Source organism: Brevibacillus sp. TJ4 (assembly GCF_044627595.2).
In the GTDB taxonomy this organism is placed as follows: Bacteria; Bacillota; Bacilli; order Brevibacillales; family Brevibacillaceae; genus Brevibacillus.
Genome location: NZ_CP185865.1, coordinates 3,557,665 through 3,582,398 on the forward strand (window position 1 = coordinate 3,557,665; position 24,734 = coordinate 3,582,398).

27 protein-coding genes, 1 riboswitch and 1 other annotated feature are annotated in these 24,734 nt (G+C 52.4%); of the genes, 8 read left to right on the forward strand and 19 right to left on the reverse strand.

Annotated elements, in window-relative coordinates:
- Positions 1-43: 43 nt before the first annotated feature.
- From ACAF76_RS17410 to ACAF76_RS17460, 11 genes are all read right to left on the reverse strand, one after another.
- Positions 44-2,080 (reverse strand): ABC transporter ATP-binding protein, encoded by a 2,037-nt coding sequence (locus ACAF76_RS17410; protein ID WP_400164739.1) that lies wholly within the window; start codon positions 2,078-2,080, stop codon positions 44-46.
- Positions 2,077-3,840 (reverse strand): ABC transporter ATP-binding protein, encoded by a 1,764-nt coding sequence (locus ACAF76_RS17415; protein WP_400164740.1) that lies wholly within the window; start codon positions 3,838-3,840, stop codon positions 2,077-2,079. The genes ACAF76_RS17410 and ACAF76_RS17415 overlap by 4 nt, the downstream gene beginning before the upstream one ends.
- Positions 3,841-4,219: 379 nt before the next feature.
- Positions 4,220-4,405 (reverse strand): hypothetical protein, encoded by a 186-nt coding sequence (locus ACAF76_RS17420; RefSeq protein ID WP_400164741.1) that lies wholly within the window; start codon positions 4,403-4,405, stop codon positions 4,220-4,222.
- A gap of 20 nt (positions 4,406-4,425) precedes the next feature.
- Positions 4,426-4,656 (reverse strand): YneF family protein, encoded by a 231-nt coding sequence (locus tag ACAF76_RS17425; RefSeq protein ID WP_400164742.1) that lies wholly within the window; start codon positions 4,654-4,656, stop codon positions 4,426-4,428.
- Between the two features lie 94 nt (positions 4,657-4,750).
- Positions 4,751-5,572: a metallophosphoesterase gene (locus ACAF76_RS17430; protein ID WP_400164743.1), complete on the reverse strand. Its 822-nt coding sequence runs from the start codon at positions 5,570-5,572 to the stop codon at positions 4,751-4,753.
- Positions 5,573-5,669: 97 nt separating this feature from the next.
- Positions 5,670-6,299 carry a response regulator gene (locus tag ACAF76_RS17435; protein WP_400164744.1) on the reverse strand — a complete coding sequence of 210 codons (630 nt, stop codon included), beginning with the start codon at positions 6,297-6,299 and terminating at the stop codon, positions 5,670-5,672.
- On the reverse strand, positions 6,296-7,459 hold the full coding sequence (locus tag ACAF76_RS17440) for a histidine kinase (protein WP_400164745.1): 1,164 nt from the start codon (positions 7,457-7,459) through the stop codon (positions 6,296-6,298). Before ACAF76_RS17440 ends, ACAF76_RS17435 begins: the two co-directional genes overlap by 4 nt.
- A 15-nt stretch (positions 7,460-7,474) precedes the next feature.
- Complete coding sequence (liaF, locus tag ACAF76_RS17445; RefSeq protein ID WP_400164746.1) at positions 7,475-8,356, reverse strand: cell wall-active antibiotics response protein LiaF; 882 nt, start codon at positions 8,354-8,356, stop codon at positions 7,475-7,477.
- Positions 8,357-8,390: 34 nt separating this feature from the next.
- On the reverse strand, positions 8,391-8,948 hold the full coding sequence (locus tag ACAF76_RS17450) for a class I SAM-dependent methyltransferase (protein ID WP_400164747.1): 558 nt from the start codon (positions 8,946-8,948) through the stop codon (positions 8,391-8,393).
- Between the two features lie 95 nt (positions 8,949-9,043).
- Entirely contained in the window at positions 9,044-9,739 is a 696-nt protein-coding gene (locus tag ACAF76_RS17455) for a PspA/IM30 family protein (RefSeq protein ID WP_400164748.1), read from the reverse strand.
- A 66-nt stretch (positions 9,740-9,805) separates the two neighbouring features.
- The gene (locus ACAF76_RS17460) at positions 9,806-10,213 is read right to left on the reverse strand and encodes a LiaF transmembrane domain-containing protein (protein WP_400164749.1); all 408 of its coding nucleotides are present in this window, start codon (positions 10,211-10,213) and stop codon (positions 9,806-9,808) included.
- Between the two features lie 311 nt (positions 10,214-10,524).
- Positions 10,525-10,670, forward strand: a riboswitch (cyclic di-AMP (ydaO/yuaA leader).
- 4 nt (positions 10,671-10,674) lie between these two features.
- On the opposite strand from ACAF76_RS17460, the gene ACAF76_RS17465 reads away from it, so the two are divergent.
- From ACAF76_RS17465 to ACAF76_RS17475, 3 genes are all read left to right on the forward strand, one after another.
- Entirely contained in the window at positions 10,675-11,175 is a 501-nt protein-coding gene (locus ACAF76_RS17465) for a C40 family peptidase (RefSeq protein ID WP_400164750.1), read from the forward strand.
- A gap of 256 nt (positions 11,176-11,431) precedes the next feature.
- The gene (locus tag ACAF76_RS17470) at positions 11,432-12,151 is read left to right on the forward strand and encodes a response regulator transcription factor (RefSeq protein WP_400164751.1); all 720 of its coding nucleotides are present in this window, start codon (positions 11,432-11,434) and stop codon (positions 12,149-12,151) included.
- Positions 12,152-13,522: a sensor histidine kinase gene (locus ACAF76_RS17475; protein ID WP_400164752.1), complete on the forward strand. Its 1,371-nt coding sequence runs from the start codon at positions 12,152-12,154 to the stop codon at positions 13,520-13,522.
- Between the two features lie 198 nt (positions 13,523-13,720).
- Here the strand turns inward: ACAF76_RS17475 and ACAF76_RS17480 are convergent, their stop codons facing one another.
- From ACAF76_RS17480 to ACAF76_RS17490, 3 genes are all read right to left on the reverse strand, one after another.
- Positions 13,721-15,064, reverse strand: coding sequence for a cytochrome P450 (locus tag ACAF76_RS17480; protein ID WP_400164753.1), 1,344 nt, complete (start codon positions 15,062-15,064; stop codon positions 13,721-13,723).
- Between the two features lie 65 nt (positions 15,065-15,129).
- Positions 15,130-15,699 (reverse strand): biotin transporter BioY, encoded by a 570-nt coding sequence (locus ACAF76_RS17485; RefSeq protein WP_400164754.1) that lies wholly within the window; start codon positions 15,697-15,699, stop codon positions 15,130-15,132.
- Positions 15,700-15,786: 87 nt separating this feature from the next.
- The gene (locus ACAF76_RS17490; protein WP_400164755.1) at positions 15,787-16,356 is read right to left on the reverse strand and encodes a hypothetical protein; all 570 of its coding nucleotides are present in this window, start codon (positions 16,354-16,356) and stop codon (positions 15,787-15,789) included.
- A 143-nt stretch (positions 16,357-16,499) separates the two neighbouring features.
- On the opposite strand from ACAF76_RS17490, the gene ACAF76_RS17495 reads away from it, so the two are divergent.
- The gene (locus ACAF76_RS17495; protein ID WP_400164756.1) at positions 16,500-16,799 is read left to right on the forward strand and encodes a hypothetical protein; all 300 of its coding nucleotides are present in this window, start codon (positions 16,500-16,502) and stop codon (positions 16,797-16,799) included.
- Positions 16,800-16,910: 111 nt separating this feature from the next.
- On the opposite strand, the gene yhfH is transcribed toward ACAF76_RS17495, so the two are convergent.
- From yhfH to ACAF76_RS17510, 3 genes are all read right to left on the reverse strand, one after another.
- Positions 16,911-17,075, reverse strand: coding sequence for a protein YhfH (gene yhfH / locus ACAF76_RS17500; protein ID WP_400164757.1), 165 nt, complete (start codon positions 17,073-17,075; stop codon positions 16,911-16,913).
- Positions 17,076-17,259: 184 nt separating this feature from the next.
- Positions 17,260-18,507 (reverse strand): threonine ammonia-lyase IlvA, encoded by a 1,248-nt coding sequence (ilvA, locus tag ACAF76_RS17505; protein WP_400164761.1) that lies wholly within the window; start codon positions 18,505-18,507, stop codon positions 17,260-17,262.
- Positions 18,508-18,592: 85 nt separating this feature from the next.
- Positions 18,593-18,873 (reverse strand) — a binding site (T-box leader).
- Between the two features lie 211 nt (positions 18,874-19,084).
- The gene (locus ACAF76_RS17510; protein ID WP_421616965.1) at positions 19,085-19,426 is read right to left on the reverse strand and encodes a hypothetical protein; all 342 of its coding nucleotides are present in this window, start codon (positions 19,424-19,426) and stop codon (positions 19,085-19,087) included.
- A gap of 157 nt (positions 19,427-19,583) precedes the next feature.
- Between ACAF76_RS17510 and rlmD the strand changes: the two genes are divergently transcribed.
- Both rlmD and ACAF76_RS17520 read left to right on the forward strand, forming a co-directional pair.
- Positions 19,584-20,984 (forward strand): 23S rRNA (uracil(1939)-C(5))-methyltransferase RlmD, encoded by a 1,401-nt coding sequence (gene rlmD, locus ACAF76_RS17515; RefSeq protein WP_421616966.1) that lies wholly within the window; start codon positions 19,584-19,586, stop codon positions 20,982-20,984.
- 249 nt (positions 20,985-21,233) lie between these two features.
- Positions 21,234-21,749: a VanZ family protein gene (locus ACAF76_RS17520; RefSeq protein ID WP_421616967.1), complete on the forward strand. Its 516-nt coding sequence runs from the start codon at positions 21,234-21,236 to the stop codon at positions 21,747-21,749.
- 215 nt (positions 21,750-21,964) lie between these two features.
- Here the strand turns inward: ACAF76_RS17520 and ACAF76_RS17525 are convergent, their stop codons facing one another.
- Positions 21,965-22,876, reverse strand: a complete 912-nt coding sequence (locus tag ACAF76_RS17525; RefSeq protein ID WP_421616968.1) for a helix-turn-helix transcriptional regulator — start codon at positions 22,874-22,876, stop codon at positions 21,965-21,967.
- 100 nt (positions 22,877-22,976) lie between these two features.
- Between ACAF76_RS17525 and ACAF76_RS17530 the strand changes: the two genes are divergently transcribed.
- Complete coding sequence (locus ACAF76_RS17530; protein WP_421616969.1) at positions 22,977-23,447, forward strand: VOC family protein; 471 nt, start codon at positions 22,977-22,979, stop codon at positions 23,445-23,447.
- A gap of 213 nt (positions 23,448-23,660) precedes the next feature.
- On the forward strand, positions 23,661-24,209 hold the full coding sequence (locus ACAF76_RS17535; RefSeq protein WP_421617924.1) for a cupin domain-containing protein: 549 nt from the start codon (positions 23,661-23,663) through the stop codon (positions 24,207-24,209).
- Positions 24,210-24,300: 91 nt separating this feature from the next.
- On the opposite strand, the gene ACAF76_RS17540 is transcribed toward ACAF76_RS17535, so the two are convergent.
- Positions 24,301-24,711 carry a GNAT family N-acetyltransferase gene (locus tag ACAF76_RS17540; protein WP_421616970.1) on the reverse strand — a complete coding sequence of 137 codons (411 nt, stop codon included), beginning with the start codon at positions 24,709-24,711 and terminating at the stop codon, positions 24,301-24,303.
- Positions 24,712-24,734 lie beyond the last annotated feature (23 nt).

The following is a 24,734-nucleotide window of genomic DNA, read 5'->3' on the forward strand; positions in this document are numbered from 1 at the left end:
CTCAAGGCTCCTCCCCACTTATCGGGAGGAGCCTTGCTTGTTGTTAACCGGAAGCAGGAGACAGCGCGTCAGCGACGGACAGCTCCCCTTGCTGAAACCGATACATGTGATAGTATCTGCCGCGCTTGTTCATCAATTGCTCGTGGCTGCCCCGCTCGACGACCTCTCCGTGGTCGAGGACGAGGATCTGGTCGGCGTTTTTGATCGTGGACAGGCGGTGTGCGATGATGAAGGTCGTTCTGCCCTCTTTCACGACCTCAAGCGCCCGCTGGATGATCTCCTCCGTCTCCGTATCGATGCTCGCTGTCGCTTCGTCCAGCACGAGAATCGCCGGATCAAAGGCGAGTGCCCGGGCAAACGAAATGAGCTGGCGCTGACCGGCTGACAGCGTGCTGCCCTTTTCCAGCACCGGCTCGTCACAGCCTTTGGGCAAGGTGGCGAGGAACGGTCCTGCCCCGACGTCGCGCAGCGCCTGTTCGACCCGCTCGCGGGAGATTGCCGGCGAGTCGAGACTGACGTTGGATGCGATCGTGCCAGTAAACAAAAACGGGTCCTGCAGGACGATCGCCATATGCTGCCGTACAAGCTGCTTGGGCATTTCCCGTACATCCCGCCCGTCGATGAGGATCGCTCCCCGGCTGACATCGTAGAAGCGGAACAGCAAGTTGATAATCGAGCTTTTGCCTGATCCGGTATGGCCGACCAACGCTACCGTCTCGCCCTTTTTCGCTTCAAAGGTAATATTTTTGAGCACGTACTGTTCATCCTGGTAGGCAAAGGAGACATTGTCAAAGCGCACATGTCCCTCGTAGCGGGGGATGCTCCCCTCGCCTACCTCTGTACCTGGCTGATCGAGCACCTCGAATACGCGCTGGGCTGCTACCCGCGACTGCTCAAACATGGTCAACTGCCGCATGATTTGCGTGATCGGCTCGAACATCCGGTTGAGGTAATCGACAAAGGCGTACATGACGCCGAGCGAGAAAATCGTCCCTATCCCGAGTGACGCGCCGCCGACGTACCAGATCAAAACGATAAAAGCGGCATTCCGCAGCAGCATGGACAGATTGAAGGAAACAGTCGCATTGAAGCGCTGCAGCTTGTTTTGATAGGCGAAATGCTTGTCGTTGTATTCGGCGAATTCCCGCATCGTTTCTTTTTCCCGGCGAAAGGCCTGGATTATCGGCATGCCCTGGATCGCTTCGTTGATCATGCCGTTGATGTCGCTGATGAGCGAGCGGATCGTGTAGTTGTAGCGGCTGGCATACTTTCTGTAGAGTGCGATCCAGGCGACCATGATCGGCAGGATGAACAGACAGGCTACAGCCAAACGCACATCCAGCAGGAAGAGCGCGGTGAAAATCCCGATCAGATACACGCTGCTCGTAAAAATGGCTCCGAGCACATTGGCGAACAGCTCGCGGATCGCCTCGGTGTCGTTGGTGATGCGGGCGACGATTTTGCCCGCCGGCAGGTTGTCAAAATACGTTACGGGCAAGCGCTGGATGTGGGCAAATACATCGGTGCGCAGCTTCAGGATGACCTGGTTGGCTGCTTTTTGCAGGTTGTACTTTTGGCCGTAGTGGAAAAAGGCGGCGATCACCTGCAGAAAGAAATAAATGGCGGCAAGCGTGAGCAGCCCCTCTACCTCCGGCCGGAAAAAGGCAAATACCTGCTCGGCGCTCAACTTCTCCGCCGGGTAGACGGCGCGATCTGCTCCGTACGCAATCACAAGCTGCGCGTCGGTGACGGAGCGCTCCCCGTCAAAGGCGACGGGTCCCGGTACGAAGTAGTAGGAGCGTCCCACCTGCAAAATACGTACTTCCTGCCCGCTTGCCCCCGCCTCTGGCATATGATCCTCGCGCGTATACCACTTCCCCTGATACTCGACCGCATACGGCTGCTCGCCCGTCTCGTACCAGGGCAGCTCGATGCCCATGATATGGGTGTCAATCAGTTTTTTCGCCAAAAAGGGCCCGCTCAGCTCCGCCGTTACCGCCATCGACAGCATCAACAGCGATAGCAGAATGGTCTTTTTGCACTGGGCCGCAATGGCAACCAATCGTCTCATCGTACTCATGCGTTCACCTGCCTGTCTGTCTGGATCGCAGCCTCCACCTGCTGCCGCTCGTACTGCTCCCGGTACCAGCCCTCCTCGGCGAGAAGCTGTTCATGCGTTCCCGACTGGACGATTCTCCCTTCGTCCAGCACCAGGATCAGGTCTGCATGCTGCACAGCCGAAAGCCGGTGCGTCGTAATCAGCGTCGTTTTGCCCGCCCGCTCGCGGCGCAGATTGGCGATCATCTCCGCCTCTGTCCGTCCGTCTACCGCAGACATGGCATCGTCCAAGATGAGAATTTCCGGCTGGATGAGCAAAGCCCGGGAGATGGACACCCGCTGCTTTTGACCGCCGGACAGGGCGACTCCCTTTTCCCCGACGAGCGTCTCCAGTCCTTGCGGCAGAAAGTGAACATCCTTGGCAAACGCGGACAGTTGCAAGGCTCGCTGCAACTCCTCTTCCGCCGCATCCCGCTTGCCGAACTGCACATTTTCGCGCACGGTTTTGGAAAACAGAATCTGCTCCTGAGGGACGTAGCCGACCCAGCTTCGGATGGTATCCACCGGTATGTTCTCCAGCGGCTGTCCGGAAATGGTAATCGATCCGCTCCCCAGCGGATAGTACCGCAAAAGCTGGCGCACGAGCGTCGTTTTGCCGCTGCCGGTACGTCCGACGATGCCCAGCGTCTGCCCCCGGCGCAGTGTGAACGAAATGTCGCGCAACTGCTCGGACGCCGCCAGCGGATAGCGAAAGCTGACCTGCTCGAAGCAAATCGTCTGAGGCACCTCGACATCGACCGGTTTTTCTGGATCTCGCACCTCCACCTGATAGGACAGGGTCTCGTTGACGCGATCCAGCGAAGCGCTGCCCCGCTGCATGATGTTGATCAGCTCCCCGATCCCGAACATCGGCCAGATCAGCATGCCCAGGTAGACGTTGAAGGTGACCAGTTCGCCCAGCGTCAACTCCTGCCGGAAGACGAGAAATCCGCCATAAATAAACCCGAGCATGTAGCTGATCCCGACCAGCAGCTTGATCGTCGGTTCAATCAGCGAATCGATCTTGGCGACCTCCATATTTTTCGCGTACACTTCCTCGGCCATCTCGCCAAACCGCTTCTGGTCTGCCGCCTCCTGTACAAACGCGCGGATGACGCGCACACCGGCGATTGACTCCAGCACGCGGTCGTTCAACTGGCCGAAGGAATCCTGGGCACGGGAAAAACGTGTGTGTATTTGCTTGCCGTAGCGGTTGATCAAGAATGCCATCAGCGGCATCGGCAAGATCGAGACGAGCGCCAGCTTCCAGCTAATGAAGCCGAACATCATCACGAGAATCGCTCCGGCGAAAGCGACCACGTCGACCAGGCTCAAAATTCCGTTGCCCGTCGTCATCGATACCGCCTTCAGATCATTGGTCGCCCGCGCCATCAAATCCCCTGTGCGGTTGCGCTGAAAAAAGACGGGGGTCATGCTCAAGAAGTGATTGACCAGCTTCCGGCGCAGGGTGCGCTCAGCCAAAAACGCGCCGCCAAACAGAGCCGTGATCCACCAGTAGTTGATGATATACAGCCCGATGGCGACCGCTACGTAGAGCCACAGCAGGTTGGAAAGACCTTGTTCCGTCAGTGTCCCCAGGTAAATTTCGTCGATGGACATGCCGATCAGCCGGGGCGGCACCAACTCGATGAAGCTGGCCACGACCAGAAAAAAAATGGCTATGGTATACCGCTTCCAATGCTCCTTGAAAAACCAGTCAAGTTTCCTCAAGACGGAAAACATCCGCTCATCTCCTCTCTTGTTCACCACCTGCGAGCCTGACTGCGCGCTTTCGATAGCTTGGCGCGATGAGAAGCAAAAAGACATACTGCCCTGAAGCAATATGCCTTCTCCTGCCAAACATGAAAAAGGCCCGAGTCATAACCATAACCCGCGCCATTGTATCGTACAGGCTGTCTGGAGCAGACAACCCGCCGTTATCGCTGCGTAAATGGAGTGGTTACGTCATGTATGCAATTGCCTGCGTATGCCAAACGATTGCTTTTCACGACGCATTTCTCCCTTCGTATGTAAGTATCTGCCAAAAGCACATTTGAACTTTACCACTTTTCCGACGCCGTTGTCAATCAAAAAGCAAAAAGCCTGGCATGCAGCCAGACTTTTATTTTTCGTTTCCTTTTTGCTGTCTCACACGAAGGATGATCCCGTCAATCAGCAGGCCTATGCCCGCCCCGTAAAAGGGCGCTGCGAACCGAACGCCGTCGGCCACAGGCAGCTCTTTCATATAGACAAAAAATACCCCGATGATAAATCCGATCATCGTGTAGCGCAGACGAGTCCTGCTCATTACGCGACACCCTTTCGCCGTTACTTGCCGAATTTATTAGGCATTTTCATATTTTTCATAGTCCGGCTCATCTGTTTCAATTGCTTCTGATTCAAATTCATGCCCATAGAACGAGCCATTGCTTGCAGTTGCTTTTCGTCCATCTGCATGTTCGCCATTTGCTTTTTCAGATAATAGGTCGCTCCGTAGAACCCTCCGACGAGCCCCAGGAGCAGTGTGACGATGGGAATCACCCAATTGTACCATGCCATGTATGCATTACCATCCTCTATTTGTAAATAATGTACACCCTCTATTGTACCATAGATGGAAGCGAAGTACATTCCACGATTGAAAATGATGTGATTACTCCGCCATGTAGCGGGTGAGCGGAGTGTCGTGCAATCCTGAGTAATTGCTCTGCGCGGGCACGCTGATCAGCTCGTCCTCCGGAAAGCGATAGGCGGTGAGCATGCCGCCGAACACGCAACCCTGGTCGATGTTGACAGTTCCGTTTTTCCTCTCCGGCTGCGGCCTGGGGTCGTGCCCCCAGACGATCAACGGCCGTGATACCTTTCGTTCCTGTGCCCAGTCGAGACGTATCGGGCGGCCATCCGGTCCGACCCCGGCCACATTGCCATAGCGGCAAAAGGTGTGAACAACCGGGGCGTCGACCCCTATGTAATCATCGAGGATGCCCGCATGGACGGCGACCGCGACAACCTCTTCGTTTTGTTTGATCATCATGTGCGAGGGAGAAGAAAAGAGCAACCTGCGGCTTTGGTCTTTGAGCATCTCCGCTTTTTTGCTGCCGTGCTCCTGCTGGTATTGGCGAAACTCCTCTTCCACTTTTTCATCCCCGTGCGCCAGTGTGACAGGCCTGCCATCCAGCCAGCGGGCAATCTTCCAGCCGTGGTTGCTGTCGACCATTTCCGCTGCTTTGGCCGCGGTGTGGCGAATAAAAAATTGCAGCATTTTGATTGAGTACGGACCTCTGCTCGTGATGTCGCCCAGTGAAAGCAGCTTTCTCCCATCCTTGTGCCGATAAATATCGCTGCGATCCGGTTCATACCCGAGCTTGTGCAGCAACTGAATAAATTCATCGTAGCAGCCGTGCACGTCTCCGATGATGTCCACGCCGCTTCCTGCCTGCATAACCTTGGAGCGCGATTGCGGCCTGTGCCTCATTCATCTCCCTCCTTCCTCCGATCTGTTACTTACTATCTTTACCACATCCCGAAAAAAAACTCACCCCTTTTCAGGAGTGAGCCAGCCGCCATGCAGCTTACAGCAGATTGTGCGTGTGAACGTAGATCGCCGCTTGCGTGCGGTCTTCCACTTGCAATTTCGCCAGGATATTGCTGACGTGGGTTTTGACCGTCTTGATTCCGATGATGAGCTCATCGGCGATCTCCTGGTTGGACTTGCCTTTTCCGATCAGCCGCAGCACCTCCATCTCTCGGGCGGTCAACTGCTCATGCGGGAACGATTCCTGCCCGTGCCGGAAGCGGGCCATGATCTTGCCCGCGACGCGTGACTCGAGGATCGGCTCCCCGGCTGCTGCGGCGCGAATCGCCCGGACGATCTCGGCTGCCCGCGACGTTTTCAACAAATAGCTGAAGGCACCTGCCTCGATCACCGGGTACACCTTTTCATCGTCGATAAAGCTGGTGAGCACAATGACTTTTGCCGACGGGCAGGCTTCCCGGATGCGACGGGTCGCCTCGACACCGCCAATCCCGTCCATCACCAGATCCATCAGCACAACATCGGGTTTCAGCTCTACGGTCAGCTTTACCCCTTCCTCGCCTGATCCCGCTTCTGCCACCACTTCAATATCGTCCTCGGTGGACAAGTAGGCGGCGAGCCCCATTCTCACCATTTCATGGTCGTCTACCAGTATCACTCGAATCACGGATTTCCCTCACCTTCCATGTGTTCCGTCTGGATCACCAAGGGAATCCGCACTTCGACTTGCGTTCCCTTGCCTACTGCCGAATATATATCCAAGGAGCCGCCGACTTCTGCGACCCGCTCTTGCATGCTGCGCAGTCCGTACGAAGTCAGCTTTTCTCCGTCAGGGTCAAAGCCGACGCCGTTATCAGCGATTCGCATGCGCACCTGTCCTTCCAGCGTAAACAGCTTCACCACGATCTGACTGGCTTTGGCATGGCGAAGCGTATTGGAAAACGACTCCTGCAAGATACGGAACAGATGGTCCTCGATTCCACTCGACAGCCCCTGTACGTCTTCAATTTCGGAAATGATCTCCAGGCTGTTTTTGCGGGTCAACTCCTCCAGCAAATCCTGGATCGCTTCCTTCAAGCTTTTGTTTTGCAAGGTTGCCGGACGCAGATGCAATAGCAATGCTCGCATCTCTGCCTGGGCCGCCGCCGCCATCTCCTCGACCAGTTCGATCTGCTGAGCGGCACGCTGCGGATTTTTCTCAACGAGTCGCTTGAGCGCTGCCGTCGTCATGGCGATCGCAAACAACTGCTGGCTGACAGCGTCGTGCAGCTCGCGCGCGAGGCGCTGCCGCTCCTCGGTCACCGCCGTATGCTGAAGCTGCTCGGCCAACGCCGCATTGTGATTGGACAGGCGCTGCAAGGAGGCAACCTGCTCCTGCCATTGTGAGGCCAGCTTGTTGAGCTGCCACCCCAGCTCGCCGATCTCATCCGCGCCAAGCTCCGGGACGCGGTACGACAGGCTCCCCCGCCCCAGCTTCATCGCCGCTTCGCCCAGCACGTTCACCCGCTTCTTGAGCATGTTCCCGTGAATGTAGAAGCCGATCAGGCCGGTCAGTGCCCCTACCAGCAGCGAACCCGCCCACGCGAGCAGCGTTACCAGCCAGGTCGGCTCCTCCGGCAGCAAAAACGGCAGGTAGCTCTCCAGCCAGTACGCCGCCTGCGAGTGAAAGATGTGCTCGCTGTACCACCGGATGATGTGCGGATCGTCGCGCCATATGAAGAATATGATGGCAAATGCAACAGAGGCCAGCAGCACGGAAAAAAACACCATCATCAGGCCGTAGCGCATCGTCTGCCATTGAATACTCGCTAATCGCTGTCGTCGCATTTTCGCCAGTACCCCCTAGATGTACTTGACTTTTACATCGCCGACTAGCAGCGAGATATGGAGATGCACTTTATGCAAGGCCTGATCAAACTGCTCGGAGCGAAGAATGATGCTGCGGCTGATCCCGCCTTGCCGATGCCCGAAAACCTCGAGGTCGCCAATGCTCACATCCGCGGATACCGATACGGGGAGATCGACGGGCACGTAGATCGTCACATCGCCGATCCACCCTTCCACTGACAGCATCGCTTCTTCTTGTTCCAGCACGGCACGCGACAGGTCGATCACCACGTCGCCAATGCCGTGCCAAATCTGCATATGATGCAGCTCGAAGCGGCCGGAAGTGAGATGGAAATCGCCGATCAGGGAACTGCGAGACTCCTTTGGCCGCAGGACGCCCCCTGGCGACGCTGCTTTCTTCGCGTGAGACGAGGACGTCTGGTCGTACCTGGACCAGTCGTCCCGCTGCTTCGGTTCCGCCATCGGCTCTGCCTGCCGCACTGGCTCTTCTGCCTCGGCGCGCCAGACTTCGTGTATAGCATCGACATCTGCTTCTGCCTGCCGCTCCGGCGGGACGTCCTGCTTCTCCCGGTTTCGCGCCCGGAGCAAGCGAAAGCCCAGATAGATCAGCAAGATCGGTATCGCATAGTCGAACAAATCAAACAATCCGACGGAAAACCATATTTCGAGGGCAATCCCGATTCCGAGTACCAGCAAGACGCCCCCGCGGATTCGTTTGTTCTCGCTCCACAGGCGGGCCCCGAAATAGACGAGCACCATCGGCCACAAATCAAACAGGCTGAACGAAATCAGACCCAAGCTATCCAGTAAAAGCCCAATGCCAGTCAAAATGATCACGACACCGGCTATCATTTTGTGCAAGCGGGACAGTTTCACAAAAGTCTCCTCTCTTACGCCCCATGTTGACCTATCACGTATGCTTGTTTCGACAAATATAAATGAATGCAGGAGGAATATTAAGCAGCGTGAAGTCAATCTGTACAGGCGCAAAACGAGCCTTCAGCTCGGCATGAAGTTGCAATGAATATTGAAACGTGATGAAAAGCCCGCCCGGTGCAAGTACAGACTGGATTTCATCGAGTATCTTCGTGCGCAGATCTTGCGGAAAATTGGCAAACGGAAGACCTGACACGATCACATCGACTTTCTCAAAACCCAATTCCTCTACGTATTCACCAAGCCTCGTCGCCTCTTCCCGAATCGGCAAATTTGGAAAGCGCGATTGCAGCAGGGCTCGAAACTGCGGGTCTCGCTCCACGAGTACATACCCGGTACCTGGGCGTAACTGATCGTAAATTTCCTGTGTAAACGGACCTGTACCTGGTCCCAGTTCAAAAATGACGTCTGTCTCATTCCATTGAATATGACTCATAATTTTTTTGCACAAAAAGCGTGAGCTGGGGATTACGCTGCCTACCTGTCCCGGTTCAGCGATAAACCGACGAAAAAAGGCTAAAAAATCTGCCAAGAATCTGTACCTCCTAGTGGGAAAAGCAGCCTGAGCTAACAGGCTGCCTACTTGCCACAATCTATTCACTGCACGTCTCCGCCGTTCCTCCAGGCTTACACCTGCTCAGAGCTGACGGTCTCCGATTTTTTTTGTTTCATTTCTTCCTTGATTCTTGCCAATTCATCATCCAGCTCGTCTTTTTCCAACGCCGTGAAGGCTGAGTCCAGACCGATGCTGCTGCTGCGCCATTGACCGCTGATTTGTGCTTCCGTTTCCATCCGGATCACTTTTTCTTCCATGCGGGCAAAACCGCGTCCTGCTGTATGTTTCCCCATGCCTACGACTGCGTCATTGACGCGCTTTTGGGTGCGAGCCACTTGCGCTCGGGCCATCAGCGTGTACTTTTTGGCACGCATTTTATAGAACTCTTCCTTCAGCTCCGCCAACTTCTCGCGCATTTGACCGGCTGCCTCGGAAGCAGTATGGTACAGTTGCTCGTATTCCTCTACTCTGGCTTCATAGAGCTTCTTGTCAGCCAATGCTCTGCGCGCCAATTCCTCTTCGCCTTCTACGAGGGCGAGCTTCACCTGGCGATCGCGTTTTTCCACTTGTGCCTTGGCTTCCTCCAATTGCTGGCGGAATTTCTTCTCCTGTGCCACCTGGCGGGCGACAGCTACCTCGGCCTGACCGATTTCCACTTCCATGTCACGCATGTACTGATTCAGCATTACAACCGGATCTTCCATAGAGTCCAGCACGTCATTTACCGAAGCTACTGTCAAGTCACGCAATCTTTTAAAAATACTCATCTCATTTTCCTCCTCATCATATCACATCGGATTCTCGATTCAAAAGACTCTTGCTTAAACCTGTTGCTACTGTTTGTTTCGGGTCAGTCGTTCTTCCCACTGATCGAGTGATTCGGATTCCCGCAATACGCGCTTGGCCCATTGCCGCTCCCATTCAGATGGAGCCTGTTCGGAGTCGTCCTGAGAACGAATCAGCTTGTAACCGATGTAGATGACACCGATCGCCAGCAAGCTGGTAAAGAACAGATTCAGCTTTCCGATCAGCATCAGGAATCCAAAGAGAAAGATCAGCACTCCCCATATGCGGGAGCCGGTGCTTCGCATCATTTTGCGGATCCCGTACACCATGATCACAGCCGCGATCAACAGGCCGATGATGCGCCCTCCGTCGATCCCGATCAGGTCCAGCAATATCAAACCGCCGACCATCAAAAGGACTAGCCCGAGCAGTATCTTTCCAGACCGCTCTCCCATCTTATCCTTCCTCCTAACGACATCTGCTGGTGCATTTGCCAGGTTATCAACCTCATGGCCTTATTGTAGCCTTGTCTCCCTGTCTCCCATAACGGGCGGGCGATTGGTTTTTTTCTCCGTCCCTGGACGGATCGCCCTTCCAGCCTTGATCGGACAAGCTCCTTTACGCTCAGATATGTGCAGTCCACTACGCTTGTCAAAAAAATAGGTTACACATTTCGACGGAATATTGTGACGAAAATGTGAACGAAACGATAAAAAAGAAGGAAATGCCTCTTATGCATGGAATACGTAGGGCTATGTGTAAAAAAATATCGAAAATGCCGAATTCCATTTCTTCTATATGGAAGCGGGGGAACCATGTTTTTGGGGTGAATGGCTGTGGAAACCGCACAGTCTAGGGAAACCTTTCTACCGAACCCTTCAGCTAACCTCGTAGGCCGATGAGAGGAGCAGTATTCTTGCGTAAGGTTCTCGTTTCATTCGTCATTGCCGGAATGCTTATTGGGGGAGCTGGCACAGCGCATGCAGCTGAGCAGACAGCACTGATGCAAGTAGTCGATGAGCTGTATGGCGTCCCTTACAAGAGTGCTGGCAAGACTACAAAAGGGTTTGACTGCTCTGGATTTACACATTACGTCTTTGAGAAGCTCGGTGTAGAGCTGCCGCAAAATTCGGCATCCCAGTATCAAGTGGGGACGCCCGTCGAAAAAAAGGATTTGCAGCCGGGTGATCTGGTATTTTTCAATACCAACGGCCGCAGCATCTCTCATGTGGGCATCTACATCGGGGAAGGAATGTTTGTACACTCTGAATCAGGCCGTGGCGTCGTCAACACCAAGTTGAACGATCCGTACTACTGGAGCAAGCGTTACGTGGGAGCGAAGCGAATCAGCATCCCCGCTCTGGAGGAAAAGCCGGAAGCTGTGGCAGAACCAGCCACTGAACCGGCGGCTGAGTAAGAGTGGAGCCTTGCCGAACGAGGCAAAGGCTTATGGTTGGCTACATAAAAAAAAGCCAGGGACGCATGTCTCTGGCTTTTTCTGACTTTATTTAGTACCTGGTGTCAAGACGTGGCAGTGATCAGCAACCGCTTATCCAGTTGCCACTTTTCCTTGATTCTTCTACCGACGCTTTCCGGGAAAGCATGATATGATAGGAAGAAACAAGCTGACTGGATACGATTTACGATTATAGAAGGCATGGGAGGTTATAGCAGTGCGCGAACATATTTTCATCGTGGATGATAACCGTGAGATCATCGAGCTGCTGGAAGATATTCTGGAAAACGAAGGATTCCAGGTATCCTCCGCAGAGGATGGCGCAGACGCTCTCGTGCAACTAAAACAAGGCAGCACGCCAAACCTGATACTGCTCGACATTATGATGCCGAATATGAGCGGGTACGAATTGTGCTCGCAGATTCGCCGCGAATGGGATGTGCCGATCTTGTTCTTGAGTGCAAAAGGCAAAGCAGTCGACAAGGTGGTCGGCTTCGAAATCGGAGCAGACGATTACATCACCAAGCCTTTCGACACAGAGGAATTGCTCGCTCGCATCCGCGCCCATCTGCGCCGCTATGAACGCATCCGCAAGCAGTCCGAAGAACAGGTGGAAAGCGACACAAAGACAGCGCCGATCACTGTCCTCCGGTTCAAAGGGCTTGACATCCACAAAGAGACGTATTCGGTCTACGTCGATTCGCAAAAGGTCGAGCTCTCCACGAAAGAATTTCAACTGCTGACGTTTCTTGCCGAGAATGCGGGGATCGTCTTTACGCGGGAACAAATCTACGACCGCGTCTGGGGATACGGGTACGGCTCACTCAACACGGTTACCGTCCACATCAAAAATTTGCGGGAGAAGCTGGAGATGAATCAGCAGTTCATCAAGACACAGTGGGGAACAGGCTATGTGTTTATCGGGGAGAAGGTCTAAATGAGCCTGCGCAACAAACTGTTTCTCTCTTTTATCGGCCTGATTGCCTTGAACTTTTTGCTGTTCCGCTTTGTCTTTGAAGATTTGATTGTGGAGCAGTTGAAGACGGATCGGCACATCCAGTACCAAAATGAGAAAAAAGCCGCGGAAAAGGTGCAGATGATCCAGATGCTGCGTTCGCTCAACTACAAGGACCCGGAAGAGCTGAAGGAATTGGAGGAAGCCCTGCCGGAAGACCTGATGTATCGGATGATCGTAAAGGACGCCAACGGCAATGTGATCTTTTCCAAGACGTCATACAGCTTTGACCTGAAGATCCCGCCGTCCAGCACACCGCTATACATGGATCAGGGGCACGATCTGACTATCGTCGGCGAGTACCACTACCAGCACGACTCCCGCGAGACGATCATCTACTTTTACACCGACGTGTACGACATCATGGCGAGCAAAGGCGTTTCGATGATGATCTGGTTTATCTACGGAACCCATCTCTTGATCGGTCTGGTGCTGGTCTGGCTGTTCGTCCGTTGGATTTTAAAACCCGTCAACGATCTGTCCCGTGTCACACAGGAAATCCGCGATGGCAAACGGCTCGTCTCCTTCTCATACCGCAAGCACGACGAGTTCGGCCAACTGTTCCACTATTTTCGGGCAATGGTCGATGAGCTGCGCATATCGGAGGATCGCCAGTCGGAATTGATTTCCGCAGTCGCACACGATTTCCGTACGCCTCTGACCACGATCAAAGGGTACGCTTCCTACATTTCCTCCGGGCGCGTCACAGACCTGGAACGAATCCAGAAGCAGATGAAAAAGATCGAGCAGAAGACGTCCGATATGGAGCTGCTGCTGGACGAGCTGCAGGATTTTACCCAGAACAACTCGGAAATTTTGCTCAATGTCAGCCGTATCCACGTAAAAAATTTTATGAAGAGCATCATCGAGGACTATCTCGTGCGCATCAAGGAAGCCGGCCTTTCCTTCCACTGGAAGCTGCGCGTGTCCAACGAACTGCACATTGAAGCGGATGAAGGAAAGCTGCGGCGGGTCATGGAAAACCTGATCAACAACGCGATCTACTACAACAAGCCGAACGGCTCGATCCTGATTACCTGCGACCAGCGGGATGGCCATGTGCTGTTCTCCGTGATCGACAAAGGCGAGGGCATCTCCCAGGAGGACCAGGAGCGAATCTTCACCAAGTTTTACCGTGCGGACAAATCGCGCAATCGCAACAACGGCGGAACCGGTCTCGGGCTTTCCATCTGTCAGAGCATTGTTCGCCGCCACGGCGGGGAAATTAGCGTAAACAGCGAGTTGGGCGTGGGCAGCGCATTTTCGTTCACGATTCCGTTTTCCCCCGCATAGTTTATTTACGTTTATTGTTTATTTATCGTTTTTTAATAATTAGTTGATAAAATATTTTTTGTAAACATTTGCTTTCCAGTGATAAATAACCCCCAGTTTGGTATCTGGCACTTGAGCGGCGCAACCGTAAGTGAGTAGATGCCTTTTTTTTTGCCTGTAAACGAAACGATGCCAAGCCTTCGCAGCTTGGCATCTTGCTTATGAGCGTTTCTCCAGCCGCATCGGCAGGCCGTTTTTTGGCCTGAGCGTGACCAGCGGCTCCGGTTCTACGACTTGTCCCGGTTCTTTTAAATGCAGCCGGTAGCGCTGGGCGATCGTCGCCAGGAGCAGCGCCGCTTCCATCAAGGCGAAGTTGTTGCCGATACAGATGCGCGGTCCGCCGCCAAACGGGAAGTAGGCGAACGCCGGGATACGCTTGAGCAAATCCCCGGCGAAGCGCTCGGGCATAAAGCGTTCCGGCTCGTCGTAATAGCGCGGGTCGCGGTGCATCACGTACTGGCTGATCATCAGCGTGTCCCCGGGCTCGTAGACATGTCCGCCGATCTCCACTTGTTCTGCGACCTCGCGATTGATCGTCCATGCTGCCGGGTACAGACGAAGTGTCTCCTGTACGATCTGGTTGGCATATACCAACTTGGGCACATCTTCAGCGGTCGGCAGCCTGCCCTCCAGTACCGCCTCCAACTCCTCATGCAGCTTTTGTTCCACCTCGGGATGGGTAGCCAGCAAATAGAAGATCCACGACATCGTATTCGCCGTCGTCTCGTGGCCTGCGACAAAAATCGTCATCACTTCGTCGCGCACCTGCTCATCGGTCATGCCTTTGCCGTCGTCCTCGTCCCGAGCCATCAGCAGCATGCTGAGCAAATCGGTGCGACCCTTGCTTTCGTTTTTACGCCCTTCCTCGATGAGATCGTAAATCGTCTTGTCCAGTACCTCGCTCGAATCCACAAATTCGCGGTTGCTTTTCGTCGGCACCGACAATGGAATGTCGATAAACGACGTCGCCTTGTTTGACACGTACTTCAGTCCGACGTCAATGGCCTGGCCGATTTTGTCGGCTTCCTCCTTGACCGTCTTGCCGAACATCGTTTCCGTAATAATCGCCAGCGTGACTTTCATCATATCGTGATGGATGTCGCGTATTTCGCCGTCCTTCCACTCTTCCATCAGGTCCACAGTCTGGCGGACCATCACCTGCCCGTACTCCTTGATCCGGTCGCGGTGAAAGGCGGGCTGCATCAGCCTGCGCTGACGCATGTGCTTCTCCCCTTCGCTGGTGAGAATGCCGTCCCCGACGACTGCTCTGGCTACCTGCAATCCCTTCGCTTTGCGAAAGTGGGCTTGCTTGGTGACGAGCACCTCCTTGATCTGATCCGGGTTGGTCAGCAGGTACACATGTCGCTTGGGTCCGAAGCGAAAATGGACGACCTCGCCGTACTCCCTGGCCATCTTTTGTATGTAGTGCAAGGTATCGCGGCGAAAGGCAAGCAGATTGCCGGAGATGGGAAGTCCTTTTGGTCCAGATACTGTCAGGTTCATGGTTTCCTCCTATGGGGTGATTGCCCACATAGTATTTGGCAGTGGAGGAACTCTATGCAAACCGCTCAAACGATTTTGGCCTCGGAATTCCCGCCAGGCAGCAGACGGCCGGCAATCAGACGCTGGCGTACCTTGATGCCGATGACGGAAGCGAGGACCGCTTTCACTACGCCTACGAGCAAAAACGGCGTTACGCCCAATGCCATCGCTTCCGCCCACGGCACTGCCAGCACGTATTTGAGCTGCACGGTTCCGAAGGCCAGCGTGACGACCATGCCGGCCAGGTTGGCGATCACCGCGTTTTTTATCGTAAACGTCGTCTTTTCCAGAATCAGTCCGGTGACGTAAGCAGTCGCCACAAACCCGAAAATATAGCCGCCGGAAGGGCCGATCAGGACAGAGAGCCCGCCCTTTGCTCCGGAAAAGACAGGCAGTCCGAATGCCCCGAGCAGGATGTAGATCAGCATTGCCAGCGTACCGTAGCGGCTGCCCAATATCGTCGCGGCCAGCCCGACGGCGAGCGTCTGTCCGGTAATCGGGATCACCGGCAACGGGATCGTGACCTGGGACAGCACAGCCGTAATCGCAGCAAAAATAGCGGATAAGAGCAACCAGCGCAGACGTTCGTTTCGCATACTTTTTTCTCCCTCACTTTTTGTTAACCTATTTTGTATTTTAGTTAACAAAATAATAAGCGTTGTGGACAAAAAAGTAAATGCCTATTATTGCGCCCTGTATCTGTGATCCGCAAACTCCTGCAAAGTCTGCAAGGATATGACCATGTGATCGAGCAAATCGCGCAAATCCTCGATGTTGCCTTCCGTGATTTTGCGCTGGAAGTCGAGCGTTACCTGGTTGGTGTAATAGCCCGGCGGCCAAGGCTGCAGTTCGTGCCAATCCGCTTTTACCGTCTGCGTGAGGGTAGGACGGTTTCCCCACACGCGGTTGAGAAGCTCGGCGATCTCGGCAGCTTCCTTGGGCACATCGCGAACACGCAAGAAAAAATGAATGCAAATCGTGCAGCCGATCACCTCGGTCAACCGCGGCTCCTGCAACTGCTCGGCTGCAATATCGGACAAGGTGGTAGCAAGCTGCAGCCGCGCCTGCACCGTCGCCGGGTCTTCCCCTTCCCTGTTCGCGAGCCGGAATTCCACCTGAAAGCGACGCTCGTATATTGCCAAATCCATCGTGTCGGAACGGCCGGTGATCGTGATCTCCCCGTCGAAGTCACGCTCGTACATCCCGCCCTCCAGGACGACCCTTATGTTGTCAAACGCTATCGGATGAAACATCTGTTGCTCCTCCTCTCCCAATCCCTCCTGGCTTATCCTTAGGATGCCCGCCTTTTCCCTTTTTTGCAAGCTGAAGCGCAAGCGTGGCGCTCCTCCCCGCCGAGTGTTACCATGAGAGAGAATCCAGCATCGAGGTGACCGCCATGTTTTTGATTGCCATACTCGTCGTCGTCGCGATCGCGGCAGAAATCATTCATCGTCTCAATCCATGGAAAAAGCCGGAGCCTGCCTACGAGGAGCTGGTCGCGCAAATCAAAGCCGCCGACTGGTACCGGAAGCTGGCAGAAGACGACGTATGCCGCGACATTTTGGAAAATGATCCGCATGTGCAGGCCTTTTTCCCCGGCCCCTACGAGGCACAGCGCCTGTTGACGCAGGAAGGGTACCAACTGGGCCTGATCGATTACGTCACGGAACAGGCTGCCAAGCGCAAGCGTACATAAGCGGTTTGGTTTGGACATAGCACTTTTTCCGCAAACAAAAAAGCATACAGCAACGGGGGATTATACCCATGCGGTATGCCTGTTTCACATCTGTATCAGGACAGTTTGGTCTTACCCATTCTTTTTGTAGTAGTGTTTGTACGAATCAGTGGATGCCTGCTCCTGGCAGGTGAAGCACTCGGTAGCGTACGATTCCGCCTGTTCTGTCATAACCTGGCCGCAAGAAGCGCAGCATTTTGCTTCGAGACTGCGAAAAAAGCTGGTGATCGGTGTCATCCTTTTTCCCTCCAGAGCTGTTGTTGACTGTATTGTAATACAACAGCGTCTATTTTATAAAAGTTTGTTATAGTACATTACGTGCCATTAGCACGACCGGACACCGTTTTTTCTTCCGATTGCTCCTTTTCTCTCTGTATTCATACATTTTCGTAAATTTATCATCTGTTGTAACACAATATTCTCAAATGAGCAGGTTAAACAGGTACGGATCATGCGTAATCTCTACATAACCGACTCCATGCTGCTTCATCCGGCGGATCAGCGGCTCGTAGTCATCCTTGCATTTCAGTTCGATGCCGACCAGCGCCGGACCGTTTTCCTTGTTCGTCTTCTTGGTGTATTCAAAACGGGTGATATCATCGTGTGGACCGAGCACCTTTTCCATGAATTCGCGCAGCGCCCCTGCACGCTGCGGAAAATTGAGCACGAAGTAATGCTTCAATCCTTCGTACAGCAGCGAGCGTTCCTTGATTTCCTGCATCCGGTCGATGTCGTTGTTGCCGCCACTGATGACGCAGACGACGTTTTTGCCGACGATCTGGTCGCGGTAAAAATCGAGAGCGGCAATGGAGAGCGCTCCCGCCGGTTCGACGACGATGGCACTGCTGTTGTACAGTTCGAGAATGGTCGAGCAGACTTTGCCCTCCGGCACGAGGACGATGTCATCCAGGACATCCCGGCACATCTCCATCGTCAGATGCCCGACCTGTTTTACCGCTGCCCCGTCGACGAACTTGTCGATCTCCTCGAGCGTCACCACGTCGTTTTGCTCCAGTGCCGCTTTCATCGACGGCGCTCCCGCAGGCTCCACCCCGATGATCCGGGTGTTGGGGCTGATCCCTTTTACATACGTGCCGATTCCTGCCGCCAGGCCGCCTCCGCCGATTCCCGTAAAGACAAAATCGACCTGTTCCTCCATGTCGTTCATAATTTCCAGCCCGACAGTTCCCTGTCCCGCTACGACCAGCGCATCGTCGAACGGATGGACGAAGGTGCGGTCTTCCTGCACACAGTAGTTCATCGCCTCGGCAAACGAATCGTCAAAGGTGTCGCCGACGAGCACGACCTCCACGAAAGGGCCGCCAAACAGCTTGACTTGCGACACCTTTTGCCGCGGCGTCGTCGTCGGCATGAAAATCGTGCCCTGGATTTCCAGGTGATGGCATGAATAGGCTACTCCCTGCGCATGGTTGCCCGCGCTGGCGCAGACGACGCCCTTTTTTCGCTGTTCCTCGGACAGGCTGCGAATAAAATGGTACGCTCCCCGTATTTTGAACGAACGCACGACCTGCATGTCTTCCCGCTTGACATAGACATGGCAGTTGTACCGTTCGGACAGCAGCTTGTGTTTTTGTAGCGGCGTTTTTTCGATCACATCCTTGAGGACGTGGTTGGCTACGACGATTTCCTCTACTCTTACTTTTTGCATGATCCAGCTTCCTCCGTTCACGAATCCATTCTTTCCAAATAACAAAAAGCCCCCGCCTCTCCAGCCGTGCCCAACAGGCATGGCTGGCTGAGGCGAGAGCATCGCGGTACCACTCAGCATTTTCTGTTTCCCTCACGAAAAACAGACTCACACAGTTCGAAAACAATACGAACTGGCTGTCCGGTAACGTGGACAAATCCGTTGTCCTGTACTCGGCAGCAGAATCGGGCGAACCCGTTTACTGCGCGTTTCCAGGGCAAGGCTCCAAGGTGATTTTCAAAACAAGCTGGCGTCCGTCCTTTCAGCACTTCAGACGGCTCTCTGGGCACCACGTCCTGTTTTTACTCTCCTTATCGACGCCTTTGTTTACCGTTGTTCGAATGTTAATAAAATATTGTACGGGGATTTGTCCGGGTTGTCAATGACAGCCAGACTCATTCGGCTCATATCCTCCAACCGCATCAGGCGCATGCAAGCGGGCTTTCCCCTGGGAAATCGCGACCGTCCCGCCATTCGGGCAAACAAAAAAGGCATGCCACATTGCCTCGTGAGGGAAATGGACCTGCCTTTTCTATAATTACACAGCTTCGTAAATCGCTTCGTAGCGCTTGCTGATCTCTTCGTCGTTCAAGCCAGCCTCGCGCAGACGCTTGATCAGGGCGTTGGCCCAAATCTCGGTGCGTTGCGCCATTTTTGCGTACTTCTTCGCTTCCTTTTCCTTGCGCTTGGCGCGGTCTTCCGCGTTGGACTTGAGGTTGTCGAGGATGAACAGCATATGCATGGTGTCATCTTCGTTCAGGCCCGTCCAACTGTCGTTGAGGAACTCGACCACCTTTTTATAGTAATCATCAAACTCCGTGAAGGAAATCTCGGTATCCATGTTGAGATATTCTTTCATTTTTTCAAATAGCTCTTGCATCTAGGCACAACTCCCTCATCCTATTGTTCCGCATTATTATATCAAAAAGGTGGTGGCGGAGGAAGTTGCCATTATTTGAGACCGCATGCACATCCGTGCCCGATCTTTTATAATAGAGTGACAATATGAGCAGCAGCCTGAGGTGAACGAAAGCACTATGAAAACGCCACTTTCAAAAAATGAGGAAGCAAACATTCGCGTCGGCCAGCAAATGACGCTGACAATCAAAAGTCTTGGCATCAACGGCGAAGGAATCGGCTACTTCAAACGGAAGATCGTGTTCGTGGACAAGGCGCTGCCCGGCGAGGTCATTCACGCCGAGGTCACCGAGGTACGGGAAAGGTACGCGACGGCCCGGCTGTTGCGCATCGTGGAACGCTCGGCGGCACGGACGACTCCCCCCTGTCCGGTATACGCGGAATGCGGGGGCTGCAGCCTGCAGCATATGGACTACCAGGCACAACTGGCGAGCAAGCAGGAGATCGTCGTCGAGTCACTGCGCAAATACGCCAAGCTGGACAATCCTCCGGTCGCTCCCACTATCGGGATGGACCATCCATGGGGGTACCGCAACAAGGCGCAGTTCCAGGTCGGCAAGCAGAACGGCAAGCTGGTGGCCGGACTGTACCAGGCAGGCAGCCACAAGCTGGTCGGGCTGGAAAGCTGCCAGGTCCAGCATGAGGCAACGACGAAAATCGTGCAAGCGACCCGCGACATCCTCGAAGAACTGCGCATCCCCGCCTACGACGAGCGGAAGCGCACAGGCGTAGTCCGCACCATCGTGGCTCGGGTCGCGTTTGTGACAGGGGAGGCGCAGGTGACGCTGGTAACGGCGACACCAGACATTCCCCGGGTGAAGGAGCTGATTCTGGAGCTGCGCACGCGCCTGCCCGAATTGATCGGAATTTCGCAAAACGTGAACGCGCAAAAAACGTCTGTCGTCTTTGGCGACAAGACGGTGACCCTGTGGGGCAAACCGTCCATTGCAGAAAAGCTGGGCGAACTGTCCTTTGACCTGTCTGCGCGGGCTTTTTTCCAGCTAAACCCGGAGCAGACGAAAAAGCTGTACGACCAGGTCAAACAAGCCGCCGGTCTGACCGGCACGGAGCTGGTGCTGGACTTGTACTGCGGGACGGGAACGATCGGGCTGTGGCTCGCCCCCTATGCGCGTGAGGTCCGCGGTATCGAGCTGATCCCCGAAGCGGTCGAGGACGCACGCCGCAACGCTGCGCGCAATGGTGCAGCCAACGCGAGCTTCCACGTCGGCCGTGCCGAGGTGCTGATGCCAAAGTGGGCCAAGCAGCAAGGCATCCGCCCCGATGTCGTCGTGGTCGATCCCCCGCGCACCGGGTTGGACGATGCCCTGATCCGCTCGCTCTTGCAGGTCAAGCCGAAAAAGATCGTGTACGTCTCCTGCAATCCGTCTACGCTGGCAAAGGATATGGCCCGGATGCTCGGAACGTATGAACTGGTGAGCGTGCAGCCGGTGGATATGTTTCCACATACGGCGCATGTGGAGGTGACAGTAAGACTGGAAAGAAAAGATACAGTTCAATAAACCGTATCTCGTTAGAAATCGTTAGGGTGGGAAAGATTGTAGTAAATTATAATCTTTCCACCCTCGAATACTTCAATTTTGTGGATAAGCCTTTGGGGCAGGAAAAAATTGCGATGAAATTTTCAATAATGCAATAAAGATTTTATAAGCTGTGCAAGATATGTCCGTAACTTGCAACATCACTGAAAAAGGGATTAAAATAACTTAATATTATCACGGCAAACTTAGAAAATTTCGAGGAGAGTTTCTTTGGACTATTTCATTGATTTTTTATTGTTAGTGTTAGTTTATTTTTTGTTCTTCTATAGAAAATGGAAAAAGAATCCGAAAATGCAATTCGTAATGAAAACACTTATGTATGCTTATATTGTAATGGTTTTATTTGTTACATTAATGCCATTTACTATGCCATTTGGTGGAACGAATAATCTTTTTATGGAAACGGCGAATTTTGTTCCTTTTAGGGATTTCATATTAGACCACAAAGGTGCGATTAGAGAAATAATTCTAAATGTAATAATGATGATGCCTTTCGGCTTTTTATATCCAACAATTACCAAAAGGGGTATTCTAAGCACGGTTGCTTTAACCTTTTTCTTTAGTTTAATTATTGAATGCTCTCAATTACTTAGTGCATGGTGGGGCGGCTTACATTCTAGAACTTTTGATGTAACTGACTTGATTACAAACACGCTGGGAGGTTTAATAGGCTTTCTAATCTTTATAGTTTTAAGACCAGTCGTTAACAAGATACTAAAAGCATAGATAAACATTGGATGATTAATTATTCCCTTGTATTTACTGTCTAGTGTCATTGTATTTGTATAAGGAAACTCTACTCCCCCCTTAAAGGGGGAGAGTAAAGGAAACAGATGGATTGGGGGAACTATCCTACGGGGCAAGCGAGGATAAACGTAACTCAATAGTAGAATAATGATTCATTCGGCACTGGGGGGCTGTATTGCCGTTTCGGGACCTTATCAAGAATAGTTCTCCAACATCTGGCGCACATAATTTCGAAAGTCTTCAACATAGGTTTTGGGCTCTACGATTTTCAGATGGGTGCCGAAGCTGGCTAAAAATTGAAATCCTGTATGGTTTTGAGGAACATGAATGGTTGCCATTAAACATTCCGAATTATCGTTCTCGATACTATTCCGACCATACCTTTCAATGAGTTGATCTTTTATGCTCGGTGATATCAAAGCCTTGATCGCGACGAGTTGCGATTGATAACCTGTTTCGTGTCCTTGTTCTGACCAATCATCTCTAGGGTGAAATGTATCGTCATCCACCGTAAGATGATCGATCCGGGATAATTTGAATGTTCGGTATCCCTGTCGATGCAAACAAAATCCTTTCAAGTACCAACTCGATTCGTGAAAATGAAGCTCATAGGGCTCGATCATTCGATTCGTTACAGTGCCGTTTTGATCTGTATAGTCAAACGAAACGAGTCTTTTCTTTACGATGGATTCTTGACATTTCTTTACGGTTTCAAGAATCTCGGACCGACCCTCCCAATCATAAAACGAAAGTTGAACCGAGCGATTCAGAGACAATGGCCTGACCATTGCCTCTATTTTTTTTATCGTCATTTGGACTTCTTCAGTAAGGAAGATTTGTTCCAGTCCGCCGAGGGCAGTTAGGATATTCTCCAAATCGGAGCTGCTTAAAAGACGTTTATCGACCTTGTATTCCTCCATGATGCCATAGCCTCCGTTCACCCCATGGACAGAGTAAATCGGGATGTTGGATACACTCAGCGTTTCCATATCGCGGAGGATCGTTCTTTTGGAAACATTGAACAGTTGCGAGAATTCTTTCGCAGAAACGACCTCTTTTTTCAGCAATATCATGATAATCGAAATGAGTCTCTCAACCTTGTCCATATTTGCCCTCTTTTTTTCTACATGATCTCAGAATGGTGACAATAAGCCGTCACCTTTTCTCCATTATACTACATGTATCTCAAGAAGGAGGTTTTGCCAGATGTCAGCTATTGCGTATTTGAACTTTGATGGAGTTGCCGAACAAGCGATTGAATTTTATTCGGAGGCATTACAAGCGACTAAAGTGAAAAAAGTGACATTCAAGGATTTTCCGCAAGATCCAAGCTATCCGCTGCCCGAACATGAGTTGAATATGATTATGGAGTCTTCGATCGAATTCGCGGGCGGGAAAATCATGTTGTCGGATTTGCTGCCTTCCATGAAGAGCGTAACAGGTGAGTTGGTGAAAGGAAGCAACGTATGGATTAGTGTAGTCAATGAAGATAAACAAATACTGGAAGGGCACTTTGCTCGTTTGTCTGTTGGCGGCCATGTGATCATGCCATTGTCCAGCACTCCGTGGTCTTCGTGCTTCGGAATGTTGGTAGACAAGTTTGGGGTTTGCTGGAAGTTCAATGGTGACGCCGATCAGTTTCTTGATGAAGTGATTTCCCGCAGCCATGGAGATTAAACCTGCTCGAGATATGTGGAGTGCTGTTCACTGTTAGTCAGGAAAGACTAATCGTTTGAGATAGATTGACGAATCTCGTAAGGAAGCGGGCAAAAGGCCGCTTCTTTTTTCATCGTTGCGAACCAGTGGACTCTTGCCCATTTTGCTCACCTGCAACTAGGCTTTTGCATAGGATAAATGGTCAATGAGAAAACCACGGAGAGGAGCATGAGTATGTACCCTGCCTCATACTTTCACCATCAATGGCATCATCCCATGCAATGCAACTGGTATAACAATTGGAATCCCCACTATTACAGCTGGAACAACAGCAACTATAATCCAAATGGAACCATTGCGTTACAAGATTACGGAACAAGGCCATTTGTAGTAAATATTCACCAGGCAAGCGAGCAAAACAACAATTATCGCACCGCTTTATGGACGGGTAAGTATTTACAAGTAACATTGATGAGTATTCGTGTTGGTGAAGACATCGGCTTGGAAGTCCATCCGACAACTGACCAATTCATCCGGATTGAACAAGGTCAGGGACTTGTTCAAATGGGTGATAGCAGACATAACTTAGATTTTCAAGTAATGGCGTACGAAGACTATGCAATACTGATACCTGCCGGAAAATGGCACAATGTAACCAATACAGGTAATCGCCCCCTTAAAGTGTCCGTTATCTATGCCCCGCCCGAGCATCCATTCGGTACCGTTCATGAAACGAAAGCAATCGCTCAAAGAACGAGCGAAGTATATCCCAGTCGCCCGTAACTGTCACTGCCGGGATAGAATGGACCAAGGCGTGCCACCCGTTTATACCTTTCCCGCAGAAATGGCTCCAAGAAGGAATCTGCAGTCATTGCTATGTATTCTTAGAATAGACAAAGAAACCGCTTCTTTTTTCCCATCCTTCCGAAGCCCAAAAGGCATTGCCGACTGTATTCTCTTCAATCACAAAGATGTGGCACTTGCCGATTCCCTCTTCGCGCAATTTTGCCAAACTCTTTTGCACCAACCGGTTACCGATTTTTCGGTAACCGGGATCTACCGCTACGTGATAGATAAAACCTCTTCTTCCATCATGTCCGCATAAAATGGTCCCAATGATCGTACCATCTTGTGCGCATACGAAACTAAACCCTTTGTTTCTTCGCAAGTATGCCTCCACGTTTTCCTTTGAATCGGCGTCGCTTAGCGCCAAGCCCTCAATCCGATTCCATAACGCAACCATCGGTTCATAATCATGTATGGTCATCTCTCGAATTTCACTCATGCTCTGTTTCCTTCCTCTCATGT